Here is a 12,510-nt window from a genome sequence, read left to right on the forward strand (position 1 = left end):
CACAGCCATCGCATGGACCCATCTTACGACATCCGGCCAGGGCTGCACTTTTGCCGCTTCGAAAGCGAATATGTGTTTCTGGACTTGCCTGCTGGCCGCTATTTCCTGATCCAGGGGCGGACGTCGCAAGCTTTTGCGCATTTCCTCGACCAGCGCGCCAGCGACGACGAACAGGCTGTTCTGCTTGATCAGCAGCTCATCGGTCCCGCTGGCGGATTGGCTATCGGGAATCTGCCCCTGCCGCCGGCCGTCACAGCGAGCCTCATCGACCAGCCTCTCCCCGATACGCCTTGGCTCGATACCCTCAGGGCGATTGCGGCCCAAAGGCGAGCGCGCTTTGACATTGGCCGTATTCCGGTTTTCGAGATCACGCGGCGGATGGGTGAGCGCCTCGAAAAACATTCTCCCGAGAGTCGGCAAGAGACCTATATTCGTGTCGCCGCCGCGTTTCACCGTGCCCGGCGTTACGCGCTTGCCACGGATCGGTGCCTCGAGCGGGGCATTGCGATGCGCCGGATCCTTGCGCGCGCGAGGTGCGACGCCCGTCTTGTCTTTGGCGTGACATTGCCCTTTGCTGCCCATTGCTGGGTTCAGGCTGGCGAAGCGGTGCTGACCGACCCGCTCGATGTCATCCTTCGCTACAAGCCGATCTTGGCGGTCTGATGACCGGTGGATTTCGCATCGAGATCGCTTTCGCAGAGGATGGTTTGCGTCGTCGCTCGCAAGCTCGCGGTGCGGCTGATTTCAGTTGCGGAAATGTGGCGGTTTGGTCGCGCGAGCCGCTGCAGCACGTGGATGCGCGGAGCATCATCATTGGTCGCCTGTTCGAAAAATTTAGCGCGGTGCCGCCTGCCATTGAGTGCCCCGGCCAAGTCCTCACGGCCGAAAAAGGACGAAAGCTGCTGACGGATTTTTGGGGCGGCTATGTTTTTGTTCATATCGGCCGGAACGGGGCGGTGACGATATTCCGGGACCCGTCCGGCGCGCTGCCCTGCTACGTAAAACGGGAGGCCGACGGAATAAGCATCGCCGGCGATATCACGGAACTCGCTTCGCCGGGTTCCGGCGCCGTCGATTTGGGCGAAGTCGCGCGCGTGCTTTCAAGCGGCGACGCGCGCGGGCGTCGCACATGTATCGAGGGGATCGAGGAACTGATAGCCGGCGAATGCCTTGCCGTTGCCGATGGCAAGGTGGCACTCGAGAGCTGGTGGACCCCATGGGACCATGTCACGCCGCGCGCGAACAAGGACTTCGAGACTTTCGCTGAGGACCTGCGCAACATCGTTTGCGGGGTCGCGGGGACATGGTCGCGCTGCTTCTCGTCGATATTGCTGGGCGTATCCGGAGGTCTCGACTCATCGATCGTCGCCGCCGGCGCCGCACCTGCCGCGCGCGGGCTGACGTGTCTGACCCTGTTCGGGCCCGATGCCGATGGCGACGAACGACGATATGCGCTGGCCATGGCGACGCATCTCGGGCTCAATATTCGCGAAGTGCAGCGCGAAATTGGCGATATCGACGTCGGCCGCGCCTCCGCGCCCAATCATCCCTGGCCGATCGTGCCGATCGGGCGCCAGACGAACGAGGCGATCCACGAACGGTTAGCCAGAGAAATGCCGGTAGATGCTTATTTTACCGGCAATGGCGGCGACGCTGTTCTGTGCAGCCTGCGGAGCACCATTCCCCTTCTCGATCGCGTCCTGGCGGAGGGCCCGTCCGCACGGCTCGGAACCACGCTGCGCGACATATGCCTGCTGACCGGCGCCGACCGACGCACGGTCCTGCGCCATGCCTGGGATCGCCATCGCCGCCACGGGGGACGGCATCAGATCCGGTTCAACGCAGCGGGGCTGCAGCCGGACGCCGCGAGGGTGGCACGGGCCGCCGGGGCCACGCACCCTTGGCTCCGGCCGCCGCGTGACATTCTGCCCGGAAAGACCGTTCATGCAGCCTATCTGATGCGAACCCAAAAGAGCATCGAGCTCTATCCGCGCGCGGTGTCGCCGCCCCATGTCGCGCCGCTCATATCGCAGCCCCTGATGGAACTCTGTCTGTCGATTCCGACCTGGATGTGGGTATCCGGCGGACGGAATCGCGCGGTCGCGCGCCGCGCCTTCGACAGCGCGCTTACGTCGCTTGTCACCGCCCGCACCAGCAAGGGCGGTCCCGGCGGGTTTGATCTCCTGATATACCGCCGCAACAGGGACCGCCTTCACGACCGCCTCCGCAACGGCCTATTGGCTTCCGAGGGTATTTTCGATCCCGCGCTTCTCGATCGCGCCGAGGATCCCACCTGGCGCGGCGTCGAGCGAATTCAGCGTATCCTCGAATTCGCCGCCGCCGAAAATTGGGTGCGCTGGTGGAGCGGATCCTAACCGGGCCCGTTCGCCGCGCGGCAACGATCGGGCCGATCGCGCGCGAGCTTGCCCCAGCTTTCGGCCTGGTTCGGGAAGGGGCCGTCGGTATCATTTTTGTCCAGAAGCCAATAGTTAAACCAGGCGATATTCTCCCGCATCGCGAGCGACCGGTTCGACGGCCGGTAGAAGACATGGGTTTCGTCAGACGCTGCCGTAGCGCCGGAATAATGACTGATCTGCGTCGGCGCTTTCGCCGCGCGCAACGCTTCGAACAATTCGATCTGCGACGGCGATGCCGAGGCAACCTGCTGTAGCAGGGCTGCGCAAACTCTGTTGGCGTTCAGCGACGGAGCGAAACGGCGATAGCTGATTATGGCGTCGCTCAGCGGTGCGCCGCCATAAACCGCATCATAGCTCGAGCCGGCGGTCGCATATCCCGCCGGTTCGAGATAGCCGCCATCGCCGCTCGATGCGGCGCGAAACAGGGGCGACCGGGTCACCGCGACATTGACCATCTGCGAGCCGCGGCTGTAGCCGGCGATGCCCACCCGATCCCGATCGACGAGACCCTCGATGGCCATTTCGTCGACGGCATCCTCGAAGATGTGGACGCCTTCGATCCACAGCAACCGCTGCAGAGTCTCTGAATCCGGCGGCCCGCTGCCGCGAACCCATGCCTTGCTGGCCGCCATCAGCTCCTCCGATTGCAGGGGGGAGGGGTCATTGATCAGCAGCACCACATAACCTCTCTCGGCGAGCAGCTGGACCGGGTAGTTCCATTGGAAACCGGGCGCGGCGAACCGGTCGTCGGCATCGGACCCATGGGTAACGATGACGGCCGGGTAGGGCTTTCCCTTTTGGTAGCCGCGGGGGAGGACGACAAAGCCGCGGGCTTCATACCCATCGCGGTTGGTCCAGACCCGGGGAAGGATGGTGAGGGGAGCGATCGCGTCATGCTCCGCCGAGACCGACAGGAGCCGGAAGATGCGGCCATCCCTCAGGTCGATTTTCACAAGCCTCGGCGGTGTGGCGATTCCCTCTTCGACGCAGACCGCGAAAAGAAGCGCGTTATCATAGGCGCAGCGAGTGAGGCTGTGTTCGCTCTCCACCCTTCGCACGTCATCGCTCGAGACGACGGCCAGCCCGTAGCGGGCCGCATCGAGATCGCGGGTTCCGAGAACCAGCTTTTTTCCGTCGCGGCTCGCCTGGGGCGCAGCCGCGCGGGGATCGCCTATGGTGAATGCGACCGCACCGTAGCTGTGCCGTTCCCCGTCCGGGCCCGTTTCCACGAGGTCCAGCGTTTTCGCCAGGCCGCTCGTCGCGAGTTCGCCGCCGCGCGGTCCCCTGAGGAGCGCGATTGTCTCCAGATTATGCTCGACACCCAGCGTGCGTATCGTTCCGCTCAGCCGATTCCAGGCGCGCATCTCGAACCGACCGCCTTCCGAGCCATCGGGTGTCTCCACCCGGAATTGAACCTCATCGCCGCGCCAGAGAATCTGCCCCCCGCCACGCGTCGCCATCCGGTCCTTCGATGGCCTGCTCAGCATCAGGGTGGTTTTCCCGTCGGGTCCGCGCAGGAAATAGTCGATCTCGACGTCTATCGTAGACCGGCGCCGGCTTTTCAGAGCGCTGACCTCCGCGTCGAATCGGACGCGAGGCGCGTTCGGCAATGCTCTGAGCTGCGAATACCAGAGCCAGGCGCCGCCGGGGGACCAGTCATAGTCTAGAACGCCTACCGATGACGGGCGCACACCGCCGCCGATCGGAAAAGACATGTCCGCTTTCCCGACAGGAACGGTCGCCGGGTTCACGATCAGCGGCTGCACCATGCCGCCGGGCGTAATCCGATAGAGCTGCAGGCCCGCCCCGAGGTCGAGGAGGGCGCTCCAGTCCGCTGTGCCGGGGATGCGCCGCAGCGACTTGGCGCTGTCGACGGTCACTATGGTTCTTTGCCGGGTGGCAGCGATGTCGAGGATGCGGATATGGGATCGCGGCTTGTCGGCAGCGAGGTCGGCAATCTCGACCGCGTAGATGGCAAGCTTGCCATCTTCCGACAGGGCGATGTCCTTCACCTCCGGGACGGTGAGGATGTCCTCGAGAGTCCAGGGCCTGCCCTTGCTCTCCCCTGCCGGGGCGACAGGGGAGAGCACCGCGACGGCAAGGATCGCCGCGGCCGGGAGGCCGGCTCGGAGGCTATTCCGCATGGACATCCTCCTCACCAGTCGCGGCTGATCGTGATGCCGAGGAAACGCCCCACCGCCGAATAATTTGTCGAATCGAAGGGGGTGTCGCTCGGCGATGCCACTGCCGTCATCTCGGGTTTTGCATTGAAGATATTGAGGGCGTTGACGCTGATCTCGCCCAATGCGCCGATTTTGACACGCGCCGAAAGGTCAAGCGTCGCGACCGACGCCACCTTGACGGGAATTGTGCGGCGCCGATCGGTGACGCCGCCGGTGAAGCTGACGAAGGAGGCGAGAGTGAAGTCCTCATTTCCGAAGGTTGCGCCACCCCGCGCGCGAAAGTGCGGCGAATTGAAGATGGTGCCGGCCAGATCGGTCACCGGAAGGCCCGGCAACAATTGCTGCCGACTGTCGAGCCAGGTGCCGCTTGCGATCAGTGTCAGCATCTGCGCACCGATCGGTGCGCGGTAGCGCAGCGACAGGTCCGCGCCCTGATAGCGCTGCGAGGCGATATTGAGGTCGCGCCCGTCGATCAGCGCGATGACATTGGCCGGGTCATAGGGTCCGGTGGTGGCATTGCCGAGCGGGTCCGAGGCCCCCGCGATCGCGGCGGCCAGCAACGTCGGCGACGGATTGAAGGTGACGAGATCGGCAAACAGCGGATTGGTGAGAACCCCGAGTGGCGATCCGAATGGCGGCGCGACCCGGTCGCGATAGTCGATCCGGAAGAGGCTTGTCACGATCTGCAACCGGCTCGACGGGCGGAAGGTCGCGCTCAATGTCACATTCTCGGATCGCTCGGGGCCGACATCCGGATTGGGACCGCCGAGATAGACATAGGTCGATCCGGCCGGAAACATCGATCCATAGCCGGTCACGGACAGGAGGACCGGCGTATATCCGCTATACTGCTGGTTGAGCGTCGGCATCTTGAACGACTTGCCCCACGAAATGCCGAGGCTGAGCTCCGGGACCGGCGCATAGACGAAGCCGAGCTTGGGCACGACGATGCTCCCGGAATCGGAATAATCCTCGAAGCGCATTGCTGCCGTGATCGAGGCGCGGTGCGCGAAGGGCAGCTTTTGATCGGGACTGGCGAGCGGGACGAAGAGCTCGCCATAGGCATAGCGGTTCTCGCGCGTGGGTGCGAAGGCCCGGCCCGCGATCAGGGCGTTAAGGTGATTGCTGCGCCAGCCGCCGCCTGCCGCGAGGCGGACATCGCCCGCCGGCAGCGCGAAAAGCGGGCCTTCGACCCCCGCCTCGATACTCAGACTGCGATTGTTGAAGATCCGGATCGAAGGGGGCGCAACGCCATTGGTGAAATTCTGCGTGACCCCATAGGTCTTGTCCGTGCCGTAGAAGCCCGAAACGCGCGTGCTCCAGCCGCCGCCAAGATAAGCTTCGAGCGTCGGCGCGACGCCGAAGGTCTCGAACTCATTATGCACCACGATCCCGCGCGTCGTGATCGGCCGGTCGGCGAACAGTCCGCGCACCGAGGTCATGTCGCCGCGCTTGTAGATCAGGTCGGCCTTGATGCCGAGGCCGGGTGCGAGGTCCTGATGGCCGCTGAACAAGGCGCTATGGCGCCGCAGTTCGGGATAGAAAGTAGAGAGCGGATTGCTGGTCACGGCATAGCTGCGGTCCCGCGCCAGGATCGCGCTGTTGTCGAAAAAATCATAGGTGGCGAGAAAGCCCCCGCCCGACCATTTGGCCCCGCCGACGATATTATATTGTTGCTGGAAATTGCCGCCGTCGGTCGACCCGCCGATCCGCGCGCTCGTTGTGATGCCCTCATAATCCTTGCGGAGGAGGATGTTGACGACGCCGGCGACCGCGTCGGCGCCATAAATGGCCGACGCGCCGTCGGTGACGACCTCGATCCGCTCGACCGCTGCCGTCGGGATCGCGCTGATGTCGATCACGCTCTGTGTACCGCTATAGGCAAAACGGTTTCCGTTCAGCAAAGTCAGCGTGGCGCTGGGACCGATACCCCGAAGGTTGAAGGTCGACGCGCCGTTGACGTTGACATTCTGGTTCTGGACTCCTTGCCCCGACCCGATCCCTGGGTTCTGGCCGCCCCCGAAATTCTGCGGCAGGCTGCGCGCAACCTCGCCGAGATCGGCATGGCCGGCGTTGCGGATATCCTCCGCCGTCACTTCGATAACGGGCGCCGGCGCAGGCGCGCCTGCGATGCGCGAGCCGGTGACGATGATGGTTTCCGGCTCGGCCGAAGACGGGATTTCAGCCGAAAAGCCATTGCGGATGATGACCGCGCGGTCGTCGAAGCGTGCGATGAGCCCGCTTCCCGCAAGGAGGGTCTCGACGGCTTCGCGCGGCGTGAACTGGCCCTTCAAGGCAGGAGCGGTCTTCCCTTCAAGGTCGCGCGAAGAGGCATAGAGTTCGATGTCGGCGAGATCGGCGGCTCGGCGCAGAGCCTCGCCCAGATCCTGCGCGGGCATATCGTAAGACTGGCGCTCTTGCTCTGTCGCCATCGCGGCGATTGGCGAACAACAGGCAGCAACACCGGCGAGTAGCGCGGCCAGCGAACGAGACTTGATCAACATAGTCACTCCCCCAAAAATTCCGCCGTGCATCGGGCAAGGCGGTCAGTTGGGGGTGAGTTGACGGGACGAAGGAGGTGCCCTTAGCCAGTCGGTGAAAAAATTATCGGCGGCGGAGGAAGAGTGCGTCCGCTCGGCGCTCGACCCGCAGATCTAAGAGGGTCGCTATGCGCTCCGCGAATGGCTCGGTCTTGCTGATCTGGAAGCGCCCCGATACCTCGCGCGCCGCGATCGCGCTGTCTTCGATCATGATCGGAACCGCGGCGTAGCGATTGGCTTCGGCGACAAGCCGGTCGAGCCGGATCGAGCGATATTCGGCCCAGCCATCGGGCCAGTGTGCCGGAAGGGCCGGCGGAGGTCCGGCTTTTGGCGCCAATGTTCCGTCGGACCGATAGGCCAGCGCCGCGCCTTCGCGAAGCGGCGTGACCTGGTCCGCCACCGCATCGGTGCGGACCTCGGCCGCACCGCGCCGCAGCATTGCGGTGACCGTGCCGGCCTCGTCGAGACTGAGGTCGATCTCGGCATCATTCGCGCTTGCGGTGCCGCGTCCGGCGTCAATGCGCAGGGGGACGTCCTGCCCGGCCACCGAGAGACGAACCCGGCCCCTGACCAGACGCACTCTTCGCGCGTCTGTCCCCACGGCGACGTCGAGCCGGCTGTCGGTGTCGAGCGTCGCGCTCGACCCGTCGGCAAGCCGGAAGGTCCGTATTTCGCCGCGCCGTGTCTCCAGCGGCTCGGCGGCAAAGGCGGCCGAGCTGCCGCCCCGCTGACCGGGAAGCGGAGCGCCCCCGGCACCGATCGCGACGATCAGGAGCGCGAGCGCCGTCGCTGCTGCGCCCCACGGCAGCCACTTTTTGATCCGGCCGCGCCGCGCCTCGGCATGCGCGCTCCCGTGACGCTCCGATGTCTTGAGAATGGCGAGCGCCGCCATGCGCTGCTCGGCGCGCCGATAGGCCTCGCGGTTTTCGGCCGACCCGTTCAGCCAGGCATCGAACTCGCCGCGGAGCGCGGCTGCATCTTCGCCGCGCATCTTGATCAGCCATGCGCGCGCGATCTCGTCGAGCGAATAGTCGCCGTCACCTGCTTTGGTCATTGACCCTCGTCCACCACCTTCGAGATCTGAGCGAGCGCTCTCATCATATGATATTCCACCGTCGCGATGCTGATGCCGAGCGCCTCATGTATCTCGCGATAAGAGAGCTCGTCCACCCGGTGCATGAGGAAGACGCGGCGGGTCTTTGGCGGCAGGGCATCAACGGCCGCTTCATAGAGCCGAAGCAGATCGGCGGCTTCGAGATCCCACTCCTGCGCGGCGGGCGTGGCGCCTTCACTCTCATCGCGCAGCGGAAAGAAGGTCGCGCGCGACGATTTCTGGCGCCTGGCGCGATCGATAAGCAGGTTCTGGGCGATACGACGCAGGAAACCGCCCGGATTGGCGAGCTGGTACCGCTGCTCGCTGCCCGCCGCGCGCGCAAAGACTTCCTGAACAAGATCGGGCGCTTCCTCGGCGCCCGCCTTGCGGCGCAGGAAATGAAAGAGCGACATGCGGTGCGCACGATAGGCCGCCTCGAGATCCTGGCCGGCCTCTGGCCGCTGTCTGCACTGCGGCGGCCGGTCGGCCGGATGCACATGGCAGGCCGAGGACGGTGAAAAGGGGTGACGCGGCGGCGCACGGTCGCGGCAGGTACAGGAAGACAAGGCGGTAGTCCCGGCCGGCACGAGCGAAAGCGTCCGGCCGCGGCCGGGCTTGCTCTTCCAGTGCTGTGCCGCCGTCTGGCCGCTCGCGCGGGCCATGGTCCGGTTGGGCCGCCGGTCCGGTCAGGGACTGGCGTGATTGATGACTGGCGAAATATTCCGCGAAGGAGCTGCCAGACATGCTCCTCCGCTCTGGAATCATGTCAATTTCGGGCGGTGCTGACAAGCAAAAGGATCGGGCGATGGCTCCGACTGCTCAAACATCGCGCCCCGGATGGTTGCCGAGCGCGCGAGCATAGCGTGCCGATTCGTGCGCTCGCCTTTCATGATAGCCGAGCAGCAGGCCCCGAAGCTCGGCTTGCGGTGCGGCTTCGGCGACCGCGGTCTCGATCCGCTGATATTCGGCTTCGACTTCCGAAAGGATCGCCGCGTCGAATTGCCTCGAAAACTGCAACCGGTCGCCGATCGCCGCGATACTCGCGACGATTTCGCCGTTCGACGATCGTTCGGCGATGGCGAGGAACAGGTCAGCGAACCGGTCGGGATAGGGCTGGTCGGCCGACACCGAGGCTGCAAAGCCTTTGGGCGTGGTCGCGACGGCGGCGAGCAGCAGGATCAGGTGAAGCTCGAGCAGGTCGCGAAACTCTGTCTCGGCAAGATAATGGACGTGAAATCCCTCTCCCGGCCTGAAATCGACCATGCGTTCGCCATCCAGCCGAAAGAGGCTGTCGCGCACCGGTGTGAGGCTGACGCCAAGCTCGTCGGCCACCCGCGCGGCTTCGATCCGCGCGCCTGTGGGCCATATACCCCCCATCAGGCGCCGCTTGATTGCTTCATAGGTCGGCTCGAATACGTGCGCGGGACTCATCGGCCGCTCCTTTCGGTCGCAGCGAAATCGGCGACGGCATCGGCCTGGTCGGGACGCAGCGCGTCGACCGCGCCTATCGGGCCGGACGGTTCGCCTTGCAGGAGGATCGAGGGGCACTGGCCTTCATAGTTGCCGAGGTTGGGGCGGTGCTGCGCATAGCCTGCGAGCGCCGCGAGCTCCGGCGGGAAGTGCCGCGCGACGTCGGGCGGGTAGGCCAGCCACAGATTTTCATAGGGTTTGAGCCAGCCAAGGCTGTAGCTGACGAGCACGCCGCGCCGGACATTCTTGCTACGGTTCGCGCCGGCGCCGTGCGCGGTCGATCCGAGAAAGCAGATCGCCGCGCCGGGTTCGCATTCGGCATATATAGGAGGGCCGGGATCCTCTTTCGCCATGCCGGTGACGCCTTGGCTTTCGGGGAAAATCTGTGTCGCGCCATTCTCCTTCGTGAAGGAGGTCAGCGGCCAGAGGATGTTGACGAGATATTCCTGGGTTCCGTCTGCGCCGCGCCACATGTCCTGGTCGCGGTGCGGGAACTGCCGCACTTCGCCGGGGTGAATCTCGATCGCCTGGGCGAGGTTCAGCTGCATGCGCTCGCATCCCGGCCCGAGGATTGCTTCGACGGCGGAAAGGATGACGGGGTCGAGCACCAGATCGGCCACGTGCCGCGAGCGCCGCAGCAGGCTGCCGAACCGCTTCGTTCGCCGGCCGTAGAAGTCGCCCTCGCAAAAGGGCGTCTCGGCAAAGACCGGATCGAGATCGCTGGCGAGGGCGTGTACGGTCGCGCTCGCCCGCTCATGCAGGATGCAAAAGCCGTTGCCGCGAAGTTCGCCGACGAGGCGGGTGGAAAGGTCGGCCTGGGTGAGATCCGCCGTCATGGTGCAAGTTCCCCACCTTCGAGCTTGAGCCCGAGCGGCGTCCATGTCCCCGTTCGTTGCAGGCCGGGAAGCGTGTCGGCGTCGATCCGGATGCCGAACGCGAGGATCGGGCCGGCGCTGCCCGGGAGAGCGGGACCGAGCGCGCGGCAGGACCAGCCGAAACCGCTGATCTTCGCGAACCAGCGCGCCTCCGCGATCCCGACATATTCGCGGATGCCATTGTGGAGGGCATGGTCCGCAAGCGCGCTGACGAGCTGGTTGCGGGCGTCGAGACGCTCGGCGGCCGATTGCGCGGGGTCGAGGCAGAAGCGGCTGATTTCCCAGACCGCCTCGCCGGATGGCGCGCCGTCGGGGCAGAGATGGGGATAGAGATCGCCGAGGAGATGCGGTGCGGTCGTCGGCAGCAACCGCGCCGATGCCCGGTGGCGCAGATCGTCCGGATCAAGCAGAATCAGATATCGAGCATGCGGATTATCGAACTGGTCGAGCTCGAAACGCCCATCGAGAGCGGGAAGATCCCACTTCAGAAGATCGATGAAAACCTGCTTTCGGGCTGCGAACATGGCGCGCAGCGCCGCGTCGCCGGGCGCAGCCTGCGCCCGCGTGGATTGATCGGTCATAGGTCATCCTTGGTTGCTGGATGCCCGAGTCAGACCATCAATCTCGCGGGTCGGCTATGCCCATTTCTGGGCAAGCCTTTCGCCTTTTGGCGCTCGCCTCAGTCGGGACGCCACCAGTCATAGACGTCTGAAAAGCCGATCAGGCCGTCGTACAGAGCGCAGAGGATCAGCATCGAGCGGCAGTGGACCGAATAGCGGTCGCGGGCCATCTTGAGGTGGCGGACCACCGTTTCCTGGCTGATCCCGAGAATGTCGGCGATTTCGCCCGCCGTCTTGCCGCGCGCCGACCAGAGCACACATTCGCGCTGGCGCTCGGTGAGGACCGATCGCGGCCGCGGGGCTGCCGCACCCATGAAGTCGCGCGCTCTCGCGATCGCAATCGCGCCGATGATTTCGGCGACGTTGAGCATATGGCACGGCAGATCGGTGTGCGGGCCGACCGCGAAGGAGCAGGAGCCCATGGCTTCGCCCGGCAGGTGTCGCGGAACGGTGAAGCCGTCGCCGACACCGCTCGCTCGCGCGACGTTCATCAACTGCCGGTCGCTGCGCGAGAGGGGGATATAGTGCTCGACGTTGCGCCACGCGAACCCGGTGACCGCACGTTCACCGGCCCGGCGGATCGGGTCTGTCGCACTGAGGTCGAGGCCGATGTAGATCTTGGCCCAGGCTTCGGGATAATTATGGACGAGCATCGATGCGGCCTCGCCGCCGCGCCGGTCGAAGGCGAGAGCGAAATGGTCGAAACCCATGCGCTCGGCCGCGTTCGCCAGCGCTGCAAAAAGTTGTTCCTGCTGTCCCGCGCCTGAAATTTCGTGGGCGAGCTCCTCCGTCAGATGAAAATGCTTCACATCGATCATCGGCCGCTGACGCGTTCCCGACCCGGCTGTCCGCGGTCCGCTCCCTTGGGTCGCGCGCCAGCGGTTCCTCTCCGCGGCGCACGAGGTTCGACAATGGTCCGACGGGTCCTGACATTGCGCGGCGGGTCGCTGTTTTCGCGGCCTCGGCGCTACAATCGATCGGCGTAGATGGTCTAACATCCAGATAAGCCGCGTAAAGCTTCGAGGCCCGAGAGATGGATCCAGTCTGACACTTCATGTGCCATACTGCCGACCGGGGCGCGCTAGTGAACCGGGTTCAAATACGGGCGACTGCCCGGATCGCGCCGACGATCCCGGCGACGAACGATCCCGCGACGAGCGTCGTCAGCAGCCAGAACTCGATCGCGATGGCGCGGTGCTTCCATTTGGGTTCGCGAGGCATCGGGACGGCATGGCAGGGATGCGCATTGTAGGACAGACGAAAAAGGCCTCGCCTTTCGGCGAGGCCCTCCCGGCTTTCGATGGCAAGGAGC

At 65.0% G+C, this 12,510-nt stretch carries 11 protein-coding genes; 2 read left to right on the plus strand and 9 right to left on the minus strand.

All coding sequences use genetic code 11. The features are described from left to right. The first annotated feature begins 12 nt into the window (after positions 1-12). Both AN936_RS02130 and AN936_RS02135 read left to right on the plus strand, forming a co-directional pair. On the plus strand, positions 13-663 hold the full coding sequence (locus AN936_RS02130; protein ID WP_054586704.1) for a lasso peptide biosynthesis B2 protein: 651 nt from the start codon (positions 13-15) through the stop codon (positions 661-663). Next, positions 663-2,375, plus strand: coding sequence for an asparagine synthase-related protein (locus AN936_RS02135; protein ID WP_054586705.1), 1,713 nt, complete (start codon positions 663-665; stop codon positions 2,373-2,375). The genes AN936_RS02130 and AN936_RS02135 overlap by 1 nt, the downstream gene beginning before the upstream one ends. Here the strand turns inward: AN936_RS02135 and AN936_RS02140 are convergent. The 9 genes from AN936_RS02140 to AN936_RS25735 all read right to left on the minus strand — a co-directional run bounded on the left by AN936_RS02140 (position 2,372) and on the right by AN936_RS25735 (position 12,419). Beyond that, a complete protein-coding gene (locus AN936_RS02140) occupies positions 2,372-4,561 on the minus strand; it encodes a prolyl oligopeptidase family serine peptidase (protein ID WP_158500034.1) in 2,190 nt (729 codons plus the stop codon). The genes AN936_RS02135 and AN936_RS02140 overlap by 4 nt on opposite strands. A gap of 11 nt (positions 4,562-4,572) precedes the next feature. Next, the gene (locus tag AN936_RS02145) at positions 4,573-7,104 is read right to left on the minus strand and encodes a TonB-dependent receptor (RefSeq protein WP_054586707.1); all 2,532 of its coding nucleotides are present in this window, start codon (positions 7,102-7,104) and stop codon (positions 4,573-4,575) included. A 100-nt stretch (positions 7,105-7,204) separates the two neighbouring features. Further along, positions 7,205-8,194, minus strand: a complete 990-nt coding sequence (locus AN936_RS02150; protein ID WP_054586708.1) for a FecR family protein — start codon at positions 8,192-8,194, stop codon at positions 7,205-7,207. Next, positions 8,191-8,895 carry an RNA polymerase sigma factor gene (locus AN936_RS23930; protein WP_084758120.1) on the minus strand — a complete coding sequence of 235 codons (705 nt, stop codon included), beginning with the start codon at positions 8,893-8,895 and terminating at the stop codon, positions 8,191-8,193. Before AN936_RS23930 ends, AN936_RS02150 begins: the two co-directional genes overlap by 4 nt. 157 nt (positions 8,896-9,052) lie before the next feature. After that, complete coding sequence (locus tag AN936_RS02160) at positions 9,053-9,664, minus strand: GntR family transcriptional regulator (RefSeq protein ID WP_054586709.1); 612 nt, start codon at positions 9,662-9,664, stop codon at positions 9,053-9,055. Beyond that, complete coding sequence (locus AN936_RS02165) at positions 9,661-10,539, minus strand: phytanoyl-CoA dioxygenase family protein (protein WP_054586710.1); 879 nt, start codon at positions 10,537-10,539, stop codon at positions 9,661-9,663. The genes AN936_RS02160 and AN936_RS02165 overlap by 4 nt, the downstream gene beginning before the upstream one ends. After that, positions 10,536-11,159, minus strand: coding sequence for an acyl-homoserine-lactone synthase (locus AN936_RS02170; RefSeq protein ID WP_054586711.1), 624 nt, complete (start codon positions 11,157-11,159; stop codon positions 10,536-10,538). The genes AN936_RS02165 and AN936_RS02170 overlap by 4 nt, the downstream gene beginning before the upstream one ends. A gap of 98 nt (positions 11,160-11,257) precedes the next feature. Further along, entirely contained in the window at positions 11,258-12,016 is a 759-nt protein-coding gene (locus AN936_RS02175) for a helix-turn-helix transcriptional regulator (RefSeq protein WP_084758121.1), read from the minus strand. A 277-nt stretch (positions 12,017-12,293) separates the two neighbouring features. Then, positions 12,294-12,419 (minus strand): hypothetical protein, encoded by a 126-nt coding sequence (locus tag AN936_RS25735; protein ID WP_257719793.1) that lies wholly within the window; start codon positions 12,417-12,419, stop codon positions 12,294-12,296. Between the last annotated feature and the right edge of the window lie 91 nt (positions 12,420-12,510).

The organism is Sphingopyxis macrogoltabida (genome assembly GCF_001307295.1).
In the GTDB taxonomy this organism is placed as follows: domain Bacteria; phylum Pseudomonadota; class Alphaproteobacteria; order Sphingomonadales; family Sphingomonadaceae; genus Sphingopyxis; species Sphingopyxis macrogoltabida_B.